Genomic DNA, 22853 nt, shown 5'->3' on the forward strand with positions numbered 1-22853 from the left:
TTCTCTCTCCATTCATCTGATGGGAAAATGCTATGAAAATGTAGTGAAAATAGAAAATGACCAATCAAGTTGCTTCACTCCTGATTTATATTGTCGGGACGTGAGGCAGCTTTTTTTGTTTTTGGCTTATGTTTGTAGTCTCTTTATGTTACATTAGTATGAAAATAAAGAGCGGGGTGGAGCAGAGGACATGAAACCGGATTTGCGTACTGTGCTGAATCGTGAAATTATTATCGGAGACGGCGCTATGGGTACTTTTTTATACCAGCTAGGATTTCCAGTAAATACATCTTACGAAGAACTGAACATTACTTCGCCTGATGTCATATCAGACGTGCATGGTCAGTATTTAAATGCAGGAGCACGAGTGCTAGAGACGAATACGTTCTCTGCAAATGATTATAAGTTGGCCCGCTTTGGATTGGAATCCAAGGTAGAAGAGATTAATCGTGCTGGTGTGAGAATTGCCAAGGCTGCGGCCGGACCTGAACATTATGTAGTAGGTGCGGTGGGTTCCATCTGCGGAGGCAAACGTCTTAATATATCCAAGCTGGAGCTGTCAAGAAACTACGAGCAGCAGATTGATGCCCTTCTGTCCGAAGGGGTTGACGGCATTTTATGCGAAACGTTTTACTCACTAGACGAAATGCGCATTGCGCTTCACAGTGTACGTAAATACAGTGATATTCCGGTAATTTGTCAATTTGCGGTCGATCAGGTTGGTCGTACCCAAGATGGTTTCTTAATGGCAGAAGCCTTTTCGACCCTGCGCAATGAAGGGGCTGACATCCTCGGGTTTAACTGTCACTCCGGTCCGCAGGGAATTATGAGTGTAATGGAGCAGTTGGACGGTCCCTTGTCTATGCCGTTGTCCGTATATCCGAATGCGGGATTAGCAGATTATGTGGATGGTCACTATGTATATGGTGCATCACCTGAATATTTCGGAGAATGCGCCACATCCTTTGTAGATCTTGGCACGAGGCTGATAGGTGGCTGCTGCGGAACTACACCGGACCATATTGCTGCTATTTCCAAAGCATTAAATAATGTGCAACCGCCCCCGTTGGCTTCAATAGAAGCTCTGTCGACAGAGTCCATTCATGTGGTGGAGCAGACAGCAAATGAAGGGGGATGGGGAAATGGCAGACATGCCAGCGACCCCAACATTGTGGATCTAGTGAAGGAACGGCATACGGTCATTGTAGAGCTGGATCCTCCGCGAGATCTCGACATTACCCGGTTTATGCAAGGTGCGCATGTTTTGAAGAAAGCTGGGGCTGATGCACTTACACTTGCTGACAATTCGCTGGCAGTTACTCGTATGAGCAACATGGCGCTTGGGCATCTGGTTAGTATTGAAACAGGCTTGCGTCCTTTAATTCATATCGCATGTCGTGACCGTAATTTGATTGGTACTCAATCCCACATGATGGGTTTTGACGCACTGGGTATTGATCATGTACTGGCGGTTACTGGAGATCCAGCGCGGTTCGGTGATTTACCAGGTGCCAGTTCGGTGTATGACATGACATCTTTTGAAATCATACGCATGATCAAGCAACTAAATGATGGTGTCGCATTTTCCGGTAAGCCGCTGAAGCAGAAAGCTAATTTTGTGGTGGGTGCTGCTTTTAATCCGAATGTTAAGCACTTGGGTAAAGCTGTACAGCGGCTGGAGAAGAAAATTGCCTCCGGGGCCGATTATATTATGACTCAGCCCGTTTACGATCCCGAGCTGATTACAGCCATCGCACAAGAGACGCGGCATTTGGAGGTACCGATTTTTATCGGTATTATGCCGCTAGCTAGTGGCCGCAATGCAGAATACTTGCACAATGAAGTGCCCGGTATTCAGTTATCCGATGAGGTGCGTGCACGTATGTCGGGGCTGGAGGGCTCGGAAGGCCGAGCAATGGGTGTGTCCATTGCCAAGGAGTTGCTAGATACGGCCATGGAACATTTTAATGGGATCTATTTGATGACTCCTTTTATGTTCTATGAAATGACGGCTGAGCTGACTTCATATGTATGGCAAAAATCAGGCCGAGCACTGGCCCCCTTGTTTCGACTATAATAATCAATTACAATAGTATAATGGATGTGATGCCGATGTCATTGAGTATGACCGGATACGGTCAAGCTATTCTTCATTATGAGGGGTATAAAGTGCGCTTGGAATTGAAATCGGTCAATCACCGCTACTGCGAAGTGATGATGAGAATTCCACGCGAATGGACTCGTTATGAAGATAGCTTGAGAAGAACGGTTCAACAGCAGATTAAACGCGGTCGTATCGATGTATTCATCCACAGGGAACGTGATGAAGAACAGATACCCGCCGCACGGTTGAATGACACTGTGGTGCAGGCTTACCTGCGTGCAGCGGAGCAGCTGGCGGATCGTTATGGCGTGAAAGGAACACTAGGTATAAGTGATATCCTCACTTTGCCGGATGTTCTGGGTGAGCCTGGAGAGGCTCACAATGGAGACGAAGAGGGCTGGGAAGAGCAGCTACAGCGAGCTTTGAACGAGGCTTTGCAAGGCTTGCTGGAGATGAGAAGGCGAGAAGGCGGACATTTGGCACAGGATGTGGAATCCCGTATTTTACGTCTGGAATCCCTTCATCAGGAAATGACGGTGTTGGCTCCTCATGTTGTGAGCGACTACCGTAACAGGCTGAAGCACAGGCTTAAAGAGCTTCAGGACGGTTCATTTACGCTTGATGAACATAAGTTCGGAATGGAGATTGCGTTATTCGCAGATCGCAGCAATATTGATGAGGAGCTTACCCGGCTTCAAAGTCATTTTGGACAGTGCAAAAGGTTGCTGCTGTCGGACGAGCCGGCCGGTCGCAAATTAGATTTTTTAATCCAGGAAATGAACAGGGAAGTCAACACGATCGGCTCCAAGGCTAATCATCTCACATTGGTTAATTTGGTTGTCGAGATGAAAGCAGAGCTTGAAAAAATTCGTGAGCAGGCTGCAAATATTGAGTAGCTACCTGGTAGCGGCACGGCTGCAATAGTCAATGTATAGGGGGAAAGACCTGAATATGGCAATCAAATTGATCAATATTGGCTTCGGCAATATCGTGTCGGCCAACCGAATAATCTCCATCGTCAGTCCGGAGTCTGCTCCGATCAAGCGGATTATACAGGAAGCCAGGGACCGTCATATGTTAATTGATGCTACCTATGGCCGCCGGACACGGGCTGTTATTATTACAGATAGTGATCATGTAATCCTGTCTGCGGTGCAGCCGGAGACGGTCGCTCATCGCCTATCCACTAAAGATGATGACAATGACGAATAAAAATGGAGTGTACTATGGCTAAGGGATTATTATTTGTAATATCCGGACCTTCGGGTGTCGGTAAAGGGACGGTAGGCAATGCATTGCGCGAAAAGCTACCTGAGATAACGTATTCCGTATCTGCTACGACTCGGACACCTCGTTCGGGCGAACAGGATGGAGTGACCTACTTTTTCAAAACACGTGAAGAATTTTTAGGCATGATTGAACGGGATGAATTGCTGGAGTATGCAGAGTATGTAGGTAACTACTATGGCACTCCACGTGATTTTGTAGACCAGACGCTTGCCCAGGGCAAAGATATCTTTTTGGAAATAGAGGTTCAGGGTGCGCTTAAAGTTAAAGAAAAGTTTCCTGAAGGTATTTTCATATTCCTGCTTCCGCCTTCACTGGATGAATTAAAGGATAGAATTCGTGGACGTGGCACAGAAACTCAAGCTACCATTGATCATCGTATGTCGGTAGCTGTGGACGAAATGAATTTGTTGCGCCACTATGATTATGCGGTTGTCAATGATGAGATTGATTTCGCTTGTAAACGAATAGAATCCATTATTATCGCCGAACATTGTAAGGTTCGACCTTAAGCGAGGGCTTTACATATGTCAGGTGTATTTAAAAAGAAATAATACTGTATAAGCTGAGCTTGAAGGTGTACACTGGAGTTCAGCTTATACAGCTTAAAACTACATGAAGAGGTGTCTATTCGTGCTGTATCCTTCCATTGATGAAATGATGAAAAAAGTAGATAGTAAATATTCGCTGGTTGTAGCGGCATCACGCCGTGCTAGACAGTTGCGTGAGGGCGAAAAGACGAGTTTGAAAAGTCCTAAATCTCACAAACAGGTTGGGGTAGCTCTGGAAGAGATCTATGCAGATCATCTTTTACTTGAAAGCGGCGAAGAAGAATAAGAATTATAGACAATCATTATAGCCAGGCGCAATGCCAATTCCTTTGACAACCGCAAGGTTGTTATTTTTTTCGGTCAGGGGGAGTTAACGATGTTGAAGGGGAAAGTTATTATTCTTGGTATAACCGGCGGGATTGCTGCCTATAAAGGGGCGGCGCTGTGCAGTAAGTTGACGCAAAAGGGAGCAGATGTTCATGTGATTATGACGGCTTCTGCCAAGGAGTTTATTACCGAACTTACGCTGCAATCACTCTCTCGCAATCCGGTATACAGTGATACATTTGATGAAAGAGAGCCGTCCATCGTATCTCATATTCATCTGGCGGATGCGGCTGATTTGGTGCTGGTTGCTCCTGCAACGGCGAATATCATCGGAAAAATGGCGCATGGTCTTGCTGATGATATGCTATCCACAACATTGCTGGCTACGACAGCGCCTATTATGGTGGCTCCTGCGATGAACGTACATATGTATACTCATCCGGCTGTCATGCAAAATATGGAGACGCTCGTATCACGTGGTGTGAAGATGATTGAACCCGGGGAAGGATTACTGGCTTGCGGTTATGTTGGCAAAGGACGTTTGGAAGAGCCGGAAACTATTGTGGAGACGATCGAGCGCTTTTTTGATCAGCAAGCTCAGGAACCCGAAGCTACAATCAAGTCTGAACCACGGTGGTTTGGAAGCGAATCTACGGAGAACTCAGTATCTGAGCCACTTGTGAATAAGAACAAATTGGCGCTTTCAGGAAAAAAAGTCATTGTTACAGCTGGGGGCACGATTGAGCGAATTGATCCTGTCCGTTATATTACGAATGATTCATCGGGTAAAATGGGCTTTGCCATTGCAAAAGTGGCTCAGGAGATGGGTGCAGAGGTGCAATTGATTGCTGCCAATACCAGCGCGGAGCCACCTTCAGGTATTTCGCTTGAACGAGTGCAGTCAGCTGAAGACATGTACCAGGCCGTGTTAAAGCAATGGGAAACGAGTGATCTGGTCGTTATGGCTGCTGCCGTAGCAGACTATCGACCACGTGAGGTGGCACAGACCAAGATCAAGAAAAAGGATAGTGTGCTTACACTGGAGTTAGTAAAGAACGTCGACATTCTTGAAACACTCGGACGCAGCAAGAAACATCAATTCTTAATTGGTTTTGCAGCAGAAACGGGAAATTTAGAAACGTATGCAATAGATAAATTAGAACGTAAAAACTGTGATTTGCTTGCGGCTAACGATGTAACTGTAGAGGGTGCTGGTTTTGGTGTGGATACGAATGCTGTTCAAATATATGACCGAAGCGGGATGGTAGAGCAGATCCCTGTACAGTCAAAGGAAGAAGTTGCGCGTAAATTGCTTACTCTGGCCGCGGAACGCATGGGTGGGGTGCTGCATTAATGGAAACAGGCAATTTAGTTGCCAAGGTTATTGTCGATGTACCTGCCAAAGATACAGATCGTACCTTCGATTATCTGATACCGGATTCCATGAGGCCTTGGGTTGAGCCTGGTAGTCGGGTAGCTGTCCCTTTTGGCAAACGGACGGTGCAGGCTTTTGTCATCTCGGTAGTTCCAGCTGAGGAACCGCCAAAATACAGGATGAGGGCGATTCAGGAGCTGCTGGATTTAGTACCGCCCTTATCTCCAGATCTGGTCGAACTGGGCAAATGGATGAGCGAACGTTATGCTTGCAATCAAATTATGGCACTGCAAGTGATGATTCCTACCGCGCTTAAGGGCAAGGCGGAACGTTATATTTCAATTGCCGAACAGCATAAGTGGACGAACCCACAGCGGACTACATTGTCTAATCAGGAGGATGAGATCGAATGGGCTCTTCTGACCGACGATGGCATGAGTGACCCGGTGGAGCGCCAGATTGTTAGCTTTATTCAGAATAAGGAGCAAGTCCCGCTGCAGCAACTCAGTAGACGTTTTCCCGCGGAGGCAGAGGTTATTAAATCGCTGTTACGCCGCGGAGTGCTTCAAGAAAGCCAGATTATTAAAGACAAGCTTAGCAAAAAGACGATGAAAGCTGTTGATCTGGCTATCAGCATAGATGAGGCATCCATGGCGTTGGAGCAATTTTCTGCCAAGGCGCAGCGTCAGCGGGAGGTACTTGCTTTTTTACTGGAACGTAGCGAGTTTCTGCCTCTGCCGCTGAAGGAAGTAATGTCCTCGCTAGGTGTTTCAGCTGCCACGGTTAAGGCACTGGAAGATAAGGGCTATGTATTCCAGGAAGACGTTGAAGTCTTCCGCGATCCCTATCGGGGCAGACACTTCAAGCCTACAGATCCTCTCCCGCTTACGGCAGAGCAGCAGTCAGTGTATGAACGGATTGTTCGTCAGCTGGATATCCGTGAGCAAGGAGCTTATTTGCTGCATGGAGTCACAGGGAGCGGCAAGACGGAAATCTATCTGCAAACCATTCAGCGTTGTATCGAGCAGAATCGCCAGGCTATTGTGCTTGTACCTGAAATATCGTTAACCCCACAAATGGTTGAACGTTTCAAAGGCCGTTTTGGCGACCAGGTGGCCGTGATGCACAGCAGGTTGTCCGGAGGAGAACGGTACGATGAGTGGCGAAAAATACGCGAAGGTCGTGTGAAAGTCGCGATCGGCGCTCGTTCGGCAGTATTTGCTCCTTTTCGTGAGCTGGGGCTCATTATTATGGATGAGGAGCACGAAACGTCCTATAAACAGGAAGAGACCCCAAAATACCATGCGCGTGATGTAGCTATTCGCAGAGCACACCAGCATGGAGCTGTCGTTATTCTCGGTTCAGCTACACCATCATTGGAAAGCTATTATGCCGCTCGGTCCCAAAGCAATGACGAGTTTGCGCCGTTGCTGCTTGAAATGCCAACCCGCGCATTGGGGAACACGTTACCCGAAGTCCATATCATGGACATGCGTGAGGAACTGCGGGCTGGCAACCGCTCCATGTTTAGCCGCGCTTTGCATAATGGAATCGCAGAGCGATTAGAGCGTAAGGAGCAGACGGTATTACTGTTGAATCGACGTGGTCACTCCACGTTCGTCATGTGCCGGAGTTGTGGCTATGTAGCGGGGTGTCCGGATTGCGATATTTCGCTTACTTATCATCAGCGGTCGAACAATTTACGCTGCCATTATTGCGGTTATTCCGAGCAGGTTCCTCAGACTTGTCCGGAATGCGGAAGTGAGCATATTCGCTACTTCGGTACAGGCACTCAGCGAGTGGAAGAAGAGTTGGCTAAGCTATTTCCTGGTATACGAGTTGTCCGAATGGATGTCGATACAACAACTGAAAAAAATGCTCATGAAAAGCTGCTCAAGCAGTTTCGTGATAAAAAAGCAGATGTTCTGCTGGGTACTCAAATGGTAGCCAAGGGGCTAGACTTTCCCGATGTCACGCTGGTAGGTGTCATTACTGCGGATTCTGCTCTTAATTTACCGGACTTTCGGGCTGCGGAAAAGACATTCCAGCTTTTAACACAAGTAGCCGGGCGTGCTGGAAGGCATCAATTGCCGGGGGAAGTATTCGTACAATCCTACACTCCAGAGCATTACTCGGTGGTTCACGCCAGCCGTCATGATTATGCTTCTTTTGTGAGGGAAGAGTTGAAACACCGCCGCAATTTGCATTATCCGCCATATTGCCGACTTATTTTGGTGTCCTTCTCTCATGAACAGCTTCCTGTACTGGTTCGATTGGCTGAAAATTACTCAGCGACACTACAAGGACGAGCCAGACAACGGGGCTGGTTCGGGAATATGGACCGGCTTACATCGGATGTGCTGGACATTTTGGGGCCTGTAGCTTCGCCCATTTCAAGGATCAAGAATAGATACCGATTTCAATGTATGATAAAATGGCGTGGAAATATCGACGCCATTGGTTTGGCTCAGCAAGTAGCTGATGAAATGGCTGAATCTGCACAGGCACAAAAGTTGCTGATTAGTCTGGATGTTGATCCGCAAATGCTTATGTAGCGTATTAATACTAAAGTTACTAGCACGATTGATGCGGACAAGTCGTCCGTACATAGGATAATGTAGCAGTCGCGTTTGTGATGAATACAGTAAAGCCTAAATGAAGGAAAAAGAGGAAGGTGTTCTGTTGTCATGTCAATTAGAATTATAGTACTGGAACCGGATGATGTATTGCATAAAGTTGCAAAAGAAGTTACTAAAATTACGCCTAATGTGCAAAAGCTGCTGGACGATATGGCAGATACGATGTATGAAGCGGAAGGAGTAGGTCTTGCTGCTCCGCAGGTAGGTATTCTGAAGCGGCTCATCGTCGTAGATGCTGGAGATGAGCATGGCTTGATTAAAATGATCAATCCGGAAATTGTGGCCGAAGAAGGGGAGCAACTGGGACCTGAAGGCTGCCTGAGTATTCCGGGGTTGAACGGGGATGTACGTCGTGCCGAGAAGGTTACAGTCAAGGGACTGGATCGCGAGGGCAAGGCTATTACCGTAACAGCGACTGGGTTGCTTTCTCGTGCTTTTCAGCATGAAATCGACCATTTAAATGGAGTATTGTTCACGGATATTGCAGAAAAAGTATATGAGGTTGCTCTGGAACAACCAGGACCGAACCGTCAGACAGGGGAGTGAGGTTCGATGAGTCAAGATATTCGTATTATCTTTATGGGAACACCCGAATTTGCAGTGCCATCGCTGAACATGTTGCTGGACAACGGATATAACGTGGTCGGTGTAATTACTCAGCCAGATAAACCACAGGGACGAAAAAAAATATTGACGCCTACACCAGTCAAGGAAGCAGCTGAGAAGCGCGGACTGCCTGTGCTGCAACCGACCCGCCTGCGGCAGCCGGAAGCGGTGGCTCAGGTGGCGGAGTTACATCCCGACCTGATCGTAACCGCAGCTTATGGGCAAATTTTGCCTAAGTCTGTATTAGACCTGCCTCGTTTCGGCTGTTTGAATGTGCATGGTTCGCTACTTCCCCGTTATCGGGGAGGGGCACCGATCCAGCGCGCAATTATTAACGGCGAAACGGTGACAGGCGTGACGCTAATGTATATGGCGGAAGGGTTGGACACTGGCGACATGATATCGCGGGTTGAAGTTGCTATAGAGCCTGAGGATACGTCGGGCACCATTTTTGAGAAGCTAAGCGTAGCCGGAGCTAGACTTTTGCAGGACGAACTGCCCAAGTTGCTGGCAGGGCAATCAGACCGGACGCCGCAAAATGAGGACGAGGCGACCTATGCCCCGAACCTGACCCGTGATGATGAGCGCATTACTTGGAGTGATCATGCGCAGCAAATATACAACCGGATTCGCGGCCTGGTTCCTTTCTCCGGCGCGTTTACACTCTGGGAGAATAATGTTTTTAAAATATGGGCTGCGGAGCAGCCTTCCATAAATAATGAAGCAAGTGGCTCAAATACTCCAGCACCCGGTACAGTTCTTCAATTAACTGCTCGTGGTATTGAGGTGCAGACAGGTGAAGGCACCCTCTGGCTGACTCAGGTTCAACCGGCAGGCAAAAAGGTTATGGAAGCTGGCACCTTTGCACGCGGCGGACAGATGAAGCCTGGCATGGTGCTCGGGTGAGCGGGGGACACTCCCGTCAGGGAGACCAACGCAAGGGTGTAGGGGCCAGATCTGGCATGACTCGCAAACAGACGGCACGGGAAGTTGCACTTGATGTGTTGATCGGTGTAGAGCAAGAGGGCGCGTATAGCAATCTCGAGCTCAATCGTCGGCTTCAGCAGGCGGGCCTATCTGCAAGTGACGCTGGTTTGACGACAGAACTTGTATACGGTACAGTCGCACGCCGAAACACTCTGGATTATTTTCTGAATAAATTTGTCCAAAAAGGAACGGCCAAGCTTCAGCCATGGGTACGTTCATTGCTGCGGATGAGCGTATATCAGCTAGTGTATCTGGATCGGGTTCCGGACCATGCAGTGGTTAGCGAAGCAGTGACCATTGCCAAGCGGCGCGGACATCAGGGGATATCCGGTATGGTCAATGGCGTGCTTCGCAGCATGCTGCGTGAGCCGGACAAGCTGCGTATTCCTGACGGGTTGTCAGCAGAGGAACGGATTTCGTTGGAACATTCCCATCCGCAGTGGCTAGTTAAGCGCTGGATCAAGCAATACGGTGCAGAGACAGCTGAGGCTATATGTAGGGCTAATAACGAGCCCCCTGTGGTCAGCGTACGAGTGAATACGACGATGATCAGTCGTGACCAGCTGCTGGACGAGATGGTCGCAAAAGGGGTTGATGCTGTTCCATCATCTGTTAGCCCCTATGGGATTGTTGTTCGTAGCGGCGGAAATATGGCGCTTACCTCTTGGTATACGGATGGATTATTATCTATACAGGATGAAAGCTCCATGCTTGTTGCCGAAGCGGTCGCTCCTGAGCCCGGCATGACAGTGCTGGATTGCTGCGCGGCTCCAGGCGGCAAAACATCTCATATGGCTGAACTGATGAAGGATCGCGGCCGGATCGTTGCGAACGATCTGCATGCCCACAAGCATCAATTAATCCGTGAGCAAGCGAATCGGCTTGGTCTGGATGCCGTAGAGACGGTTACCGGCGATGCTTTGGATCTAAAAAAACGATATTCCCCCGCTTCTTTTGATCGTATTTTGTTGGATGCGCCGTGCTCTGGCTTTGGAGTGATTCGCCGTAAACCCGATCTGCGTTGGAGCAAAACTGCAGAGGATGTGCGCGACATTACTCAACTGCAGCATGAGTTGCTGGATAATGTGGCCGGACTGTTGAAGCCGGGTGGTATTCTGGTATACAGCACTTGCACGATTGAACCTGACGAAAATGAAGGGCAATTGGCTCGGTTTTTAAGCGAACATCCAGAGTATGAGTTGGCAAAGGATCATTCTTTTCCAGACATGAGTCACGAGAAGGACAATATGCGGAAAGGCTCGGTACAGCTGTTGCCGCAGGATTTCCATAGTGACGGATTTTATATCGCGCGTCTGCGCCGGGTAAAGTAGCTCGAAAGAGAATTTCAGGTAGCTGTCCACCAGTATTTCCACAATCCGCCGGATACCTCCGGCGGTTTTTTGCATGAAGACGAAAAATTTTTACCCCCTCGGGGATTTGTGCTAAAATAGGAAGAATGAAAAATACGATCTGCGATCAAACAGAACTTAACAAAGAAGGAACGGGTGCAAATATTGATGAAACCTTTTATATATGATTTAACACTGGAAGAGCTTCAGGACTGGGCCAAAAATAATGGCGAGCCTGCCTTTCGGGGAGGACAAATTTTTGACTGGCTGTATGTAAAGCGGGTCAATAACTTCAGTGAGATGACGAATTTGTCCAAGGCGCTGCGAGAGAAGCTGGAGGAGCAATTCAGTTTTGTGACACTGCACGAAATTACAAAGCTGGAATCGAAAGATGGTACTGTTAAATTTCTGTTTGGTTTACACGATGACCATGCGATTGAGACGGTTATCATGAGACACAATTACGGAAACAGTATTTGTGTAACGACTCAAGTGGGCTGCCGGATTGGCTGCACTTTTTGTGCCTCGACGCTGGGAGGTCTCAAACGAAACCTGACGGCTGGCGAAATTACGGCACAGGTGGTGCAGGCTCAGAAAATTTTGGATAAAACGAATGAACGAGTGAGCAGCATTGTGATTATGGGCTCAGGCGAGCCCTTTGAGAATTATGACGCGACGATGACATTTTTGCGGACAATGATTCATGAGAAGGGTCTGAATATTGGTCAACGTCATATTACGGTGTCAACCAGTGGCATTGTACCGAATATTTATAAATTTGCTGACGAGGATACACAGATTAATCTGGCCATATCCATTCATGCGCCTAATGATGCGCTTCGTTCGAAGCTGATGCCTGTCAATCGGCGTTATCCTTTTAAGGATGTTATGGATTCTCTTCGCTATTATCTTGCTAAGACAGGACGAAGAATTTCGTTTGAATATGCCTTGATCGGTGGGGTAAACGACCAGGCGGAACATGCTGAAGAGCTTGCGGATGTGTTGAAGGACATGCTGTGTCACGTCAATTTGATTCCAGTCAACCATGTGCCTGAGCGTAAATATGTACGCACATCGCGCAGCGATATTTTTAATTTTCAACGTATTCTTGCCGAAAAAGGCGTCAATGTGACGATCCGGCGTGAACAGGGTCACGATATTGCCGCTGCCTGCGGCCAGTTGCGTGCAAAGCATATGGAGTTGGGGTGAAACCATTTGATCAATACAGTTCATGTCAGCCATGTCGGACGCGTGCGTTCGGTAAATGAGGATTCTGCCTGGATCAGGCACTTGGAGCAAGGTTATATTCTGGGGATTGTTGCCGATGGTATGGGGGGGCATTTGGCCGGTGATACGGCCAGCCGCCTTGCGGTAGAGACACTTGCCGCTGATTTGGCGACGCTGGAGAGCGGATTATCCGCACATTCTTTGACGGCGGCGCTCAGCGACGCTATTTTGCATGCCAATGAAGTCATCTTCCAAACGGCTGCGAGCGATGAGCAGTATCATAACATGGGGACGACAGTTGTTGCTGTTTTGCTCAACAATGCATCTGGAATTATCGGACATATTGGTGACAGTCGCGCTTATGTTATATCCAAAGGGACGGTGCGTCAGCTTACAGAAGACCATACATTAGTTAATGAGTTGTTCAAGAACGGACAGATCAGTAAGGAAGAGCGGGAGAACCATCCCCGTCGCAATGTGTTGACACGGGCATTGGGCACTGATTCCGAGGTGAAGGTGGACATCGACACCGTTACGCTGGACAAAGGCGATGTGCTATTACTATGCAGCGACGGATTAAGCAATTTGGTAACAGAGGAACAGATCAGTAAGGTAGTAGGTGCCGCGGAAAATCCTTTGGAGGAACGTGCGGATCGTTTGCTGCATCTAGCGTTGCTTGCAGGTGGAGACGATAACATTACTGTGGCTTTGTTTGAATTGCCCGACAACACGGTTTCATTGAGTGAAAAGGGGTGTGAAGCATGATCGGGCACCTGCTTGGGGGAAGATACGAAATTATTGAGCGCATCGGCGGCGGTGGTATGGCGCTGGTGTATAAGGCTCAAGACATTTTGCTGAATCGCAACGTTGCGGTTAAGGTGTTGCGTCAGCAATTTGTTCATGATGAGGAATTTATTCGCCGGTTTCGGCGCGAAGCACAGTCAGCAGCTTCGCTTTCTCATTCGAATGTGGTCAGTATTTATGATGTCGGTCAAGAAGATGAAATCCATTATATTGTAATGGAGTGCGTCGAAGGCAAAAATTTGAATGAGATTATTAAAGAACGTGCACCATTGCAAGTGGATGAAGCAGTGCGGATTGCTTCCCAGATTTGTGATGCGCTGGAACATGCTCACCAAAACCAGATTATTCACCGGGACATTAAGCCACATAATATTTTAATTGGACGTAATGGACGGGTTAAGGTTACCGACTTTGGGATTGCTCGAGCTGTTACGTCAACGACAATTACACAGACAGGTTCTGTTGTGGGTTCTGTTCATTATTTTTCACCTGAGCATGCAAAGGGTGTCGTTACTGGCGAAAAATCGGACTTATATTCTTTAGGTATTGTCTTATATCAAATGCTGACAGCACAGCTGCCTTTTCTGGGAGAAAGCCCAATTAGTGTAGCACTTAAGCATTTACAAGAGGAATTCGAGGAACCACGTAAAATTAACCCGTTGATTCCGCAAAGTGTGGAAAATGTTATTTTAAAATCAATGCGAAAAAATCCGGAGGAACGTTACCAATCGGCAGACGAAATGCTAAGAGATTTGGAAACCTGTCTGCTACCCGGACGGCGTAATGAATCCAAGTTGGAGTTTGCACATTTGGATGATGAGGACCAAACGCGAGTGATCCCGGCAATTAAGCCTCAACAATTAGGGGTGTCTTCCAGTGGTGACGATGAGCCTGTCCAACCTCGGGAGTCTGAACAGCTTCCGGGCAAGCAATCGTCCAAGAAAAGTAGAAAAAAAGCGATCTTCTGGGTAACACTAGTGTTAGTGCTGCTTTTGTGCATGGGCGGCGTGGTGTATTATGTGCAAAGTGCACTTGTCGTGCCTGAGGTGAAAGTACCAAGTGTACTGACACAAACAGAAGACCAAGCGAAGCTCATTCTAAGTAAAGCAGGCCTCGTCATTGACGAGCCAATCCAGCATGAATATAAAGAGGGGATTGCACCGGGAGTTGTTTTTTATCAAAGCTACCCTGAAGGTTCCCAAGTCAAGGAAGGCACAGAGATTAGTCTGAAGGTCGGGATTGCCAAGCCGCTCACTCCGATGCCCGATGTCAAAGGACAAAGCTACGAGAATGCTGTCAAGCTACTGACTGCCCAACAAATTAAGGAAACGCAGATTCAGCAAAATGGGCAGTTCAGTGATCAACCCGAAGGGACCGTCCTTAGCCAAACACCCGCTGCCAATGAACCATTTGATAAGGATTCGGTTCAGGTAGTGCTCACAGTCAGCAAAGGTGCTGCCACTGTTAAAATGCCGAATCTGGTGGGGATGACGCAGAGCCAAGCGGAAAATGAGGTTAAAAAAGCAGGGCTTAAGGTTGGTTCGATCAAAGAGGAATCTAGCTATGAGCAGGAAAAAGGAAAAGTAACCAAGCAATGGCCGTCAGAGGCAGGCAGTGAATTGCCCCCAAATACGGAAATTACATTTTACGTAAGTACTGGTTACCCGCCAGAGGCGATTACGTTAGCGTTTAATGTACCTGTGGCGCCGAAGGAAGAGGGCAAGAACAGTAAAATTCGTATCACTTATACAGATGCACGTGGAGAAAATCAGGAATGGGGAAGCCGTACGATTAATACGACACAGGTGTTTACTATCAACCTGCTGATGGCTCCGAATAAAGATAGTGTCGTCTCCGTATATAGAGATGGTAAGTTTGTTGATACGTATCCTGTTTCTTATATTGATGCCAAAAATGGAACGGTGACGATGCCTCAAATCGCTCCACCCGCGGGAACAACACCGGCCGATACATCTGGTGGTACTTCCTCGCAGAATGGAAATGGAAATGGAAACGGCGAGGAAGGAAACAACGGGGAATCTTCTAATGATAGTGGTAATGGTGGAGGCGACTCTAATAACCAGGAGGGCACTGAAGGCAATGGTGACCCTTCTGCCTTCGCCCCAGGAACGGATGGAGCTGCGCGCAGTGAGTTGGCGGTTAGCAAAAAAAACACCCCAGGTCATGGCCCCCACAAAAAGAAAGACAAAGTGATCGAGGCTGTGCAGCATCAGTAAACTTACGAGAGAAAGAAGCTTAACCTGTTCCACACAATGAAACTTGAACTTTATGAAGGAGGACATCTTACACATGCCTGAAGGTCTGATCGTCAAGGCGCTCAGCGGATATTATTATGTCTCCAGCCTGGATCAGGATGGGCGTCCGGTATCCGGCGAAGCTACGGTACAATGCAGAGCACGCGGTCTGTTCAAGAAAAAAGAGATTACACCTCTTGTCGGTGATCGGGTCGTTTATGAACTGACTGAAAACGGAGAAGGTATGGTCAAGGAGATTAGAAAGCGTACGACGGAGCTGATTCGCCCTCCGGTTGCTAATACCACGCTGGCCGTGCTGCTGTTTTCCCTGCGTGAGCCGGATTTAAACCTGCCCTTACTGGACAAATTTTTAGTCCATATTGAGCACGCCGGGCTGGATACAATTATCTGTCTGACCAAGCGCGATCTGTATGAAGGCGATCCTTCAGAAGATGATACGGTGCTGATGGTTCAGGAAATGTATCGGAAGATCGGTTACGAGGTGCTGGTAACTAGTGCCCGTACCGGAGAGGGGACGGCTGAGCTTAAGAAACTGTTGGCCGGTCAAATCAGCGTGTTTTCCGGTCAGTCAGGTGTAGGAAAGTCCTCCATGCTTAATGCTTTGGAGCCCGGGTTAACGCTAGAGACGAGCGCCATAAGCAATAAGCTGGGACGAGGAAGACATACAACTCGCCATGTGGAGCTGATTCCTCTAGACAACGGTGGGTTTGTAGCGGATACACCAGGGTTTAGCCAACTGGATTTTTTGGAGCTGGGTGTCGAAGAGTTATCTCCTTGTTTTCGAGAATTCCAACAGTATGCGGAAGGCTGCAAATTTCGAGGTTGCACGCATATTCACGAACCTGGCTGTAAAGTAAGAGAGGCTCTGGAAGAAGGACATATTTCACAGGGAAGATATGACAGTTATCTGCAATTTTATCAGGAATTAAAAGAAAAAAAGCGGAGGTATTGAGCATATGTTAAAAATAGCACCGTCGATTTTATCCGCTGATTTTGCTAGTTTGGGCAGTGAAGTAGCGGAAGCTCAGGCAGCGGGAGCAGATTGGATTCATGTGGATGTTATGGATGGTCATTTTGTACCCAACATTACACTGGGTCCCCCTATCGTTCAGGCTATTCGGCCGCATACGAATCTCCCATTGGACGTTCACCTTATGATTGAGCACCCTGAACGTTATATTGGCGATTTCATAAAAGCAGGAGCCGATATCATCACGGTTCATGCTGAGGCCTGTGTTCATTTGCATGGTGTCATTCACTTGATCAAACAGCAAGGAGCGTTGGCGGGAGTGGCTCTCAATCCGGGAACATCACCATACGTGATCAAGGAAGTACTGCCTAATGTGGATATGATTCTAGTGATGACGGTTAATCCTGGTTTTGGCGGTCAGTCCTTCATTCCAGAAACGTTGAATAAAATCAGACAAATCCGTGCTTGGTTGAACGAATTGGGTCGTCCAGACGTACATATCGAGGTGGACGGAGGTATTGCGGAGGAGACGGCACCAGCCGTATTTGAAGCGGGTGCCAACGTATTGGTGGCAGGTAGTGCGGTATACGGCAAAGCAGACCGCGCAGCGGCTATTACGACTATTCGGAATAGTGTTGCTCATTTGTCCCAGTGAAGCTAACTGAAGCACTATGGATGACCTTAGCGAGTATACTGACGGGGCTGACCCTCAGTTGTTTCTCGCTAGTAAAGGCGCCTTGGAATGCTATTCTTTCACTTTTGGCAGTTCTTATTGTCATGTTTTATTTTCGTAAAAATGAACGGCGTGGTTTGCGTATTGGTTTTGTAGTGTTCAGTGTGCTTTATTATATTCTGTTTATTTTCATACTCTCAACATATCTCTATGTACGCGGACTTGTCTGATGGTATAGCCTGGGATGGTTGTGCATAAATATGGTTACATGAGCGGGATTCTCATGTAGCCTTTTTTTGTGGGGCAACAACCCTTGATAGGTTGCATAAACTACAGAGAACGGATGCAGGAGGATGATGGGGAGGGTGAGGCATGAAGTTTTACACAATCAAGCTGCCAAAATTTCTGGGTGGATTCGTCAAAGCCATTTTGAATACATTCCAGAAGAACTGAAATCAATGTAACGCTAACACAGAATGTAGGATGAAGGCCAAAGGTACACAGAAGGCATGCTTCCCGGGCATAGCAGAATAATAGCTCGGCAGTAAACGACAGGAACGCACGGGAAGGTGCCTGACAATTTATCCTCCTGAATCAGTGGGATATTATTCGAGCAACCAAAAAAGCACCCGTTTAAAACGAGGTGCCTTTTGTTTATAACGATATTTTTTTACGACTACACGCGAGTCACTTTACCGGCTTTCAATGCACGAGTGCTGACATAAACGCGTTTCGGTTTACCGTTAACGAGAATGCGAACTTTTTGTACGTTGACGCCCCAAGTACGGCGATTACGGTTGTTAGCGTGAGATACGTGGTTACCGCTGCCAGGCTTTTTGCCTGTTACAGAACATTTACGAGACATGATTCCACCTCCTATTCTGAAAATAACCAAACTCCATATGGAATGGGTCGCTCTTCAGGCCGACTGGGTCAGCCGGACTTTATAAGTCACTAACCTGAACAAAACAATACTTAAATATAATATCATAGTCAAAAAAGCTCCGTCAACTGATTCAAAAACTTTATTTATTTCTCTTTCGCATTATAGTACAATATGGGATAGCTATTGCTGCGACTATTTTGTTTTTTAATGAAATGTGAATTTTTATTCCAGTCATGCCGGGCAGTTCAGAGGCGGGACCATAATCATCATTCCGGCCAATGATTTTTTGTTGGGCAGTTGACTGGTTTTTCATATTATATGAGCTGTGGAAAGAAACCAGGGGATGGTGCGGAAGCTTGCTGAAAGGGTGACATTCGTATTCGTCGTCTGGCTTTAGTATAATTCAATTGAACCTTGAACAAGGTGTTGTGAAAATGGATTGCAAAACAATTGTATTAAGCTAGGAAGGGGAATTCTCTTGAGTAATCGTTCTTTGAATGGAACAGACTTTACCGCGATGGTTTTAGCCGGGGCGGAACAATTACAGCAGCATGCGGAACATGTCAATTCGCTAAATGTATTCCCGGTGCCAGACGGTGATACGGGAACGAATATGAATCTGACGATGCGCGCGGGCGTAACGGAATTAAAGAGGGGAGATTCTTCCTCTATCGGTGTCATGTCCGGCATATTATCCAAAGGCTTGCTGATGGGGGCCCGCGGCAATTCAGGGGTTATCCTGTCTCAGTTGTTCCGTGGCTTCAGCCGTTACGCTGCCCCATACGAGGAATTGAATACCCTTCAGTTCGCATCGGCATTGCAGAGCGGGGTGGATGCGGCCTACAAGGCGGTGGTTAAGCCGGTGGAGGGTACAATTCTTACCGTGGCGAAGGAAGCGGCCAGACATGCTGTGTTTTTCTCGCGCCGGACGAACGACATCACAGAACTGATGGAAGAAGTGCTTGCCAAAGCAAAGCAAACGCTTGCCATGACACAGGACATGCTCCCTGTACTGAAGCAAGTAGGAGTTGTAGACTCGGGTGGGCAAGGGCTTGTGTATATTTATGAAGGGTTTATGCAGCATCTGGGAAGCGGATTGGTAACCGCTCCAACTTCTAAAGGCAATAATGTACGTCCTACTTTTACTCCTTATGTGTCGGAGAGACCTACTGATGCGCCGGTTGCTCCTTCTCCAGATGCGCCTATTTCTGCGCAGGCGAAGCTCGAAACGGATAATATTGAGTTTTTGTATGATATGGAGTTTTTTATTAATCGACAATTGGGCGAAGCGCAAGGTACGAATTTTGATGAGGAAGTTTTCCGGAAAGCGTTGTCAGTAGATGGTGATTCGATTATCGTTATTTCGGACGATGATGTCATCAAGGTACATGTGCATTCTAAGGCTCCGGGTGAAGTATTGAATCTTGCGCTGCGCTACGGAGAAATTACTCAGATTCGAATTTTGAATATGCGTGAACAGCATCGTGATTTGTTGTCTGCGGGCATGGATGGTGCTCCTGAGCCTGAGTGGTTTGCTGAAATACCAGCAGAGCCTGCACGTGAGGATGAGCCTTCTGAGCCTCCAGCTCATGAACTGGCCCCCTTTGGCTTTATAGCTGTGGCTCCTGGTGAAGGGATTGCTGATATTTTCAGAAGCTTGGGTGTTGATGTTGTCCTTTCTGGTGGTCAGACCATGAATCCAAGCACAGAGGACTTCGTTAATGCGGCCCGCTCGATTGCGGCTCAACATATTTTTATTCTGCCTAATAATTCCAATATAATCTTGGCGGCTGAACAAGCGCGTGAATTGCTAGAAGTGGAACGTTTGGTGTCGGTGATTCCGAGCAAAACAATCCCACAAGGCATTGCAGCTGCATTTGCCTTCCAAGAGGAAGAAGCCTTTGAGGTCAATCAAGATAATATGCGGGATGCGGTCACCCGTGTGAAGTCTGGACAAGTGACCTATGCGGTACGGGATACGACACTTGATGAGCTGCATATTACGGCTGGGCACTATATTGGTATTCAGGATTCTAAAATTGTGGCGACCGAGGAGCAATTAATGGCAACTGCTCGTCTTTTGCTGGCGAAAATGTTGGTGAACGGCGATGAAATTGTTACGATTCTTACAGGATCGGACGCAAAACAAGAAGAGACAGACCAGCTTGTTGTGTGGCTTGAAGAAAATTATTCGGATGTTGAAGTGGAAGTCCACGAAGGTGGTCAGCCGATTTATCCTTATCTGTTCTCCGTGGAAACCTGATGAGGTGTAGTGCAGCCATAGAAGCCCACTACAAAAGGAGGACTGACCGATGAGCAGTACTATCATTTTGACGGACAGCACAGCTGATATTCCACAGGAATTAGTAGACCGTCTCGGTATAGTTGTCGTACCGCTGACGGTGATGTTCGGCAGCACAGCTTATCTGGACGGCATTGAGATGTCAGCTGCGCAGTTTTACAGTGAGTTGGTACGGGCTGATGAGCTGCCTACGACGTCACAGCCATCACCCGCCCGCTTTTTGGAGACGTATAGGACGTTGTTGGAGCAATATCCCGAGAGCCAGATTGTCTCTATCCATTTATCTTCGGGTGTGAGCGGAACGTATCAATCCGCCCTGCTGGGCAAGTCCATGTTGGAGAAACATGAAGATAGAGTGACCGTTGTGGATTCCAAGTCGGCCTCATATGGATATGGTATGCTCGTGGTTTATGCCGCAGAGCTGGCGGCTGCCGGGCAATCTCCAGCTGATATTGTTCAGGCTGTTAAACGTCTCGGGGAACGCCGTTGTTTGTATTTCCTGGTGGATACACTGGAATACTTGCAAAAAGGTGGACGAATTGGCAAGGCAGCGGCTATGGTTGGTACGTTGCTTAACATTAAGCCGATTCTTTCAATTGACAAAGAAGGCATTATTTATTCGGCTGATAAGGCGAGAGGGAATAAAAAAGCGACAGCGCGAATTATTGAACTACTGGAGCGCGATTTAAAAGGCCAAAAAATTAATATTGCTGTGGGTCATACAGCAGATCGCTCGACGGCAGAAGCGTTCGTCGCTCAGCTGGCAGAGCATTTTGAACTGGGAGATCAAATATATACTGAACTTGGTGCCGTGATCGGAACTCATGTGGGACCAGGAACGATTGGTATTTTTGCATGGCCGGCTGGAGATGAGAGATAATATGCTGCAATTGGATCAAATACCTTTAAAACAAATACACGGCGTGAGTGCTCTCAAAGAAGGAGAGCTTCACGCTTTTGGCATTTCTAATGTGCAAGACATGCTGGAATACTATCCGTTTCGGTATGAAGATTACCGACTGCGCTCGCTAAGCGAAGTGAAGGACGGAGATAAGGTTACAGTACAGGCAAAAATCATGGGCATTCCGGTGCTTCAACGTTATGGGCGCAAATCAAGGTTGACTTGTAAATTGATGGCTGAGGACTGGATGTTTACTGCAACATGGTTTAATCGGCATTTTCTAAAAGATCAGCTAACATCAGGCCGTGAAATTGTGGTGACGGGGAAATGGGATCTTAAGCGAATGCAGATGACTGTTGCAGACTCTGAGTTTCCTGATAAAGGAGTGGCCCGTTCGGGAACACTTCAACCCGTATACTCTATAGGGGGCAAGATTACGCAGAGCTGGATGCGAAAAACAATGAATCAGACGCTCCAGCAGTTTGGTCAAATGATTCCCGAGATATTGCCGGATCAGCTGGTACGAAAGTATAGTATGATGCCGCGCAAGCAGGCGATTGCAGGCATACACCAACCTCAGGACAATCGAGAGGGACAAGAGGCACGGGGACGGATGGTGTATGAGGAACTATTTTTATTTCAGTTGAAAATGCAGGCATTCCGGGCGTTAAATCGCGGTCGAGCGGACGGGGTGGTGCATACGGTGGATAACGCCACGATTCGTGAATTTGTGAGGGCTTTGCCCTTTGAATTAACGGATGCACAAAAGAAGGTTGAGCTTGAAATACTCCATGATCTACGCTCGCCTTATTGCATGAACCGTCTGCTCCAAGGGGATGTGGGATCGGGGAAAACAGTGGTTGCTGCCATCGGTTTATTTGCAACAGTACGTTCCGGTTTTCAGGGAGCACTGATGGTGCCAACCGAAATTTTGGCCGAGCAGCATATGCGGTCGCTTCAAAAGCTGTTTGAACCCTTTGGAATCAGCGTGGGCTTACTGACAGGAAGTACAACGGGGAAGAAGCGTAAGGAGTTGCTTGCCGCTCTTCAGATGGGTCTGCTGGACATTGTAGTGGGCACGCATGCCCTTATTCAGGAGGATGTGTATTTCCGCCAGCTTGGTCTAGTTGTAACGGATGAACAGCATAGATTCGGGGTAAATCAGCGTAGTGTATTGCGCCGCAAGGGTTACAATCCGGATGTACTGACCATGACAGCCACACCGATCCCGCGTACGCTGGCGATTACTGCTTTTGGTGATATGGATGTTTCTACGATATCAGAGCGTCCCAAAGGACGTATTCCGATTTCTACGTATTGGGTGAAGCACGAACTGATGGATCGAGTGCTCGGTTTTATTTCCCGAGAGGTAGATCAGGGACGGCAGGCTTATCTGATTTGTCCGTTGATTGAAGAGTCGGAGAAGCTGGATGTACAGAATGCCATCGATCTGCATATTCAAATGCAGCAGGCCTTTCCACATTATCGTGTTGGGCTACTGCATGGGCGAATGACTCCTGCAGAAAAGGAAGAAGTTATGCGTTCTTTCTATGCAAACGAGGTTCAGTTACTCGTTTCAACCACGGTTG

The 22853-nt window shown here is 47.6% G+C and carries 20 protein-coding genes; 19 read left to right on the top strand and 1 reads right to left on the bottom strand.

All coding sequences use genetic code 11. From position 1 onward, the window contains the following. The first annotated feature begins 190 nt into the window (after positions 1–190). From AC5V8P_RS09075 to spoVM, 16 genes are all read left to right on the top strand, one after another. Positions 191–2077: a bifunctional homocysteine S-methyltransferase/methylenetetrahydrofolate reductase gene (locus tag AC5V8P_RS09075; RefSeq protein WP_064796309.1), complete on the top strand. Its 1887-nt coding sequence runs from the start codon at positions 191–193 to the stop codon at positions 2075–2077. Positions 2078–2112: 35 nt separating this feature from the next. Then, positions 2113–3000 carry a YicC/YloC family endoribonuclease gene (locus tag AC5V8P_RS09080; protein WP_063213627.1) on the top strand — a complete coding sequence of 296 codons (888 nt, stop codon included), beginning with the start codon at positions 2113–2115 and terminating at the stop codon, positions 2998–3000. A 55-nt stretch (positions 3001–3055) separates the two neighbouring features. Continuing rightward, positions 3056–3316 carry an extracellular matrix/biofilm regulator RemA gene (gene remA, locus AC5V8P_RS09085; RefSeq protein ID WP_005548256.1) on the top strand — a complete coding sequence of 87 codons (261 nt, stop codon included), beginning with the start codon at positions 3056–3058 and terminating at the stop codon, positions 3314–3316. A 14-nt stretch (positions 3317–3330) separates the two neighbouring features. Further along, positions 3331–3903: a guanylate kinase gene (gmk, locus tag AC5V8P_RS09090; protein ID WP_013371851.1), complete on the top strand. Its 573-nt coding sequence runs from the start codon at positions 3331–3333 to the stop codon at positions 3901–3903. A gap of 121 nt (positions 3904–4024) precedes the next feature. Further along, the gene (gene rpoZ, locus AC5V8P_RS09095; protein ID WP_013371850.1) at positions 4025–4228 is read left to right on the top strand and encodes a DNA-directed RNA polymerase subunit omega; all 204 of its coding nucleotides are present in this window, start codon (positions 4025–4027) and stop codon (positions 4226–4228) included. A gap of 90 nt (positions 4229–4318) precedes the next feature. Further along, positions 4319–5623, top strand: coding sequence for a bifunctional phosphopantothenoylcysteine decarboxylase/phosphopantothenate--cysteine ligase CoaBC (gene coaBC / locus AC5V8P_RS09100; RefSeq protein ID WP_064796310.1), 1305 nt, complete (start codon positions 4319–4321; stop codon positions 5621–5623). Then, entirely contained in the window at positions 5623–8199 is a 2577-nt protein-coding gene (gene priA / locus AC5V8P_RS09105; protein WP_064796311.1) for a primosomal protein N', read from the top strand. The genes coaBC and priA overlap by 1 nt, the downstream gene beginning before the upstream one ends. A gap of 132 nt (positions 8200–8331) precedes the next feature. Beyond that, on the top strand, positions 8332–8829 hold the full coding sequence (gene def / locus AC5V8P_RS09110) for a peptide deformylase (protein WP_063213624.1): 498 nt from the start codon (positions 8332–8334) through the stop codon (positions 8827–8829). 6 nt (positions 8830–8835) lie between these two features. After that, on the top strand, positions 8836–9795 hold the full coding sequence (fmt, locus tag AC5V8P_RS09115) for a methionyl-tRNA formyltransferase (protein ID WP_063213623.1): 960 nt from the start codon (positions 8836–8838) through the stop codon (positions 9793–9795). Further along, positions 9792–11207, top strand: a complete 1416-nt coding sequence (rsmB, locus tag AC5V8P_RS09120) for a 16S rRNA (cytosine(967)-C(5))-methyltransferase RsmB (RefSeq protein ID WP_064796312.1) — start codon at positions 9792–9794, stop codon at positions 11205–11207. The genes fmt and rsmB overlap by 4 nt, the downstream gene beginning before the upstream one ends. A 186-nt stretch (positions 11208–11393) precedes the next feature. Beyond that, positions 11394–12434, top strand: coding sequence for a dual-specificity RNA methyltransferase RlmN (rlmN, locus tag AC5V8P_RS09125; protein WP_063213707.1), 1041 nt, complete (start codon positions 11394–11396; stop codon positions 12432–12434). A gap of 6 nt (positions 12435–12440) precedes the next feature. Beyond that, entirely contained in the window at positions 12441–13217 is a 777-nt protein-coding gene (locus AC5V8P_RS09130) for a Stp1/IreP family PP2C-type Ser/Thr phosphatase (RefSeq protein WP_063213621.1), read from the top strand. Then, positions 13214–15493 carry a Stk1 family PASTA domain-containing Ser/Thr kinase gene (gene pknB / locus AC5V8P_RS09135; protein ID WP_064796313.1) on the top strand — a complete coding sequence of 760 codons (2280 nt, stop codon included), beginning with the start codon at positions 13214–13216 and terminating at the stop codon, positions 15491–15493. The genes AC5V8P_RS09130 and pknB overlap by 4 nt, the downstream gene beginning before the upstream one ends. Positions 15494–15566: 73 nt before the next feature. Next, a complete protein-coding gene (rsgA, locus tag AC5V8P_RS09140; protein WP_063213619.1) occupies positions 15567–16484 on the top strand; it encodes a ribosome small subunit-dependent GTPase A in 918 nt (305 codons plus the stop codon). A 4-nt stretch (positions 16485–16488) separates the two neighbouring features. Further along, complete coding sequence (rpe, locus tag AC5V8P_RS09145) at positions 16489–17157, top strand: ribulose-phosphate 3-epimerase (RefSeq protein WP_063213618.1); 669 nt, start codon at positions 16489–16491, stop codon at positions 17155–17157. 390 nt (positions 17158–17547) lie between these two features. After that, entirely contained in the window at positions 17548–17628 is an 81-nt protein-coding gene (gene spoVM / locus AC5V8P_RS09150; protein ID WP_010345573.1) for a stage V sporulation protein SpoVM, read from the top strand. 223 nt (positions 17629–17851) lie between these two features. Here the strand turns inward: spoVM and rpmB are convergent, their stop codons facing one another. Then, positions 17852–18040 (bottom strand): 50S ribosomal protein L28, encoded by a 189-nt coding sequence (gene rpmB, locus AC5V8P_RS09155; RefSeq protein WP_013310881.1) that lies wholly within the window; start codon positions 18038–18040, stop codon positions 17852–17854. A 499-nt stretch (positions 18041–18539) separates the two neighbouring features. Between rpmB and AC5V8P_RS09160 the strand changes: the two genes are divergently transcribed. From AC5V8P_RS09160 to AC5V8P_RS09170, 3 genes are all read left to right on the top strand, one after another. Next, positions 18540–20324, top strand: coding sequence for a DAK2 domain-containing protein (locus AC5V8P_RS09160; RefSeq protein WP_064796314.1), 1785 nt, complete (start codon positions 18540–18542; stop codon positions 20322–20324). A 49-nt stretch (positions 20325–20373) separates the two neighbouring features. Beyond that, on the top strand, positions 20374–21243 hold the full coding sequence (locus AC5V8P_RS09165) for a DegV family protein (RefSeq protein ID WP_063213616.1): 870 nt from the start codon (positions 20374–20376) through the stop codon (positions 21241–21243). A 1-nt stretch (position 21244) separates the two neighbouring features. After that, on the top strand, positions 21245–22853 hold a 1609-nt coding region (locus AC5V8P_RS09170), incomplete at its 3' end, for an ATP-dependent DNA helicase RecG (RefSeq protein ID WP_495473606.1).

It is taken from the genome of Paenibacillus sp. N119s, assembly GCF_059447605.1.

Excerpts from the sequence above, each read along its gene's own strand:
- AC5V8P_RS09075 (WP_064796309.1), top strand. The coding sequence starts at position 191 with ATGAAACCGGATTTGCGTACTGTGCTGAATCGTGAAATTATTATCGGA.
- AC5V8P_RS09080 (WP_063213627.1), top strand. The coding sequence starts at position 2,113 with ATGTCATTGAGTATGACCGGATACGGTCAAGCTATTCTTCATTATGAG.
- remA (WP_005548256.1), top strand. The coding sequence starts at position 3,056 with ATGGCAATCAAATTGATCAATATTGGCTTCGGCAATATCGTGTCGGCC.
- gmk (WP_013371851.1), top strand. The coding sequence starts at position 3,331 with ATGGCTAAGGGATTATTATTTGTAATATCCGGACCTTCGGGTGTCGGT.
- coaBC (WP_064796310.1), top strand. The coding sequence starts at position 4,319 with ATGTTGAAGGGGAAAGTTATTATTCTTGGTATAACCGGCGGGATTGCT.
- priA (WP_064796311.1), top strand. The coding sequence starts at position 5,623 with ATGGAAACAGGCAATTTAGTTGCCAAGGTTATTGTCGATGTACCTGCC.
- def (WP_063213624.1), top strand. The coding sequence starts at position 8,332 with ATGTCAATTAGAATTATAGTACTGGAACCGGATGATGTATTGCATAAA.
- fmt (WP_063213623.1), top strand. The coding sequence starts at position 8,836 with ATGAGTCAAGATATTCGTATTATCTTTATGGGAACACCCGAATTTGCA.
- rlmN (WP_063213707.1), top strand. The coding sequence starts at position 11,394 with ATGAAACCTTTTATATATGATTTAACACTGGAAGAGCTTCAGGACTGG.
- pknB (WP_064796313.1), top strand. The coding sequence starts at position 13,214 with ATGATCGGGCACCTGCTTGGGGGAAGATACGAAATTATTGAGCGCATC.
- rsgA (WP_063213619.1), top strand. The coding sequence starts at position 15,567 with ATGCCTGAAGGTCTGATCGTCAAGGCGCTCAGCGGATATTATTATGTC.
- rpe (WP_063213618.1), top strand. The coding sequence starts at position 16,489 with ATGTTAAAAATAGCACCGTCGATTTTATCCGCTGATTTTGCTAGTTTG.
- spoVM (WP_010345573.1), top strand. The coding sequence starts at position 17,548 with ATGAAGTTTTACACAATCAAGCTGCCAAAATTTCTGGGTGGATTCGTC.
- rpmB (WP_013310881.1), bottom strand. The coding sequence starts at position 18,040 with ATGTCTCGTAAATGTTCTGTAACAGGCAAAAAGCCTGGCAGCGGTAAC.
- AC5V8P_RS09165 (WP_063213616.1), top strand. The coding sequence starts at position 20,374 with ATGAGCAGTACTATCATTTTGACGGACAGCACAGCTGATATTCCACAG.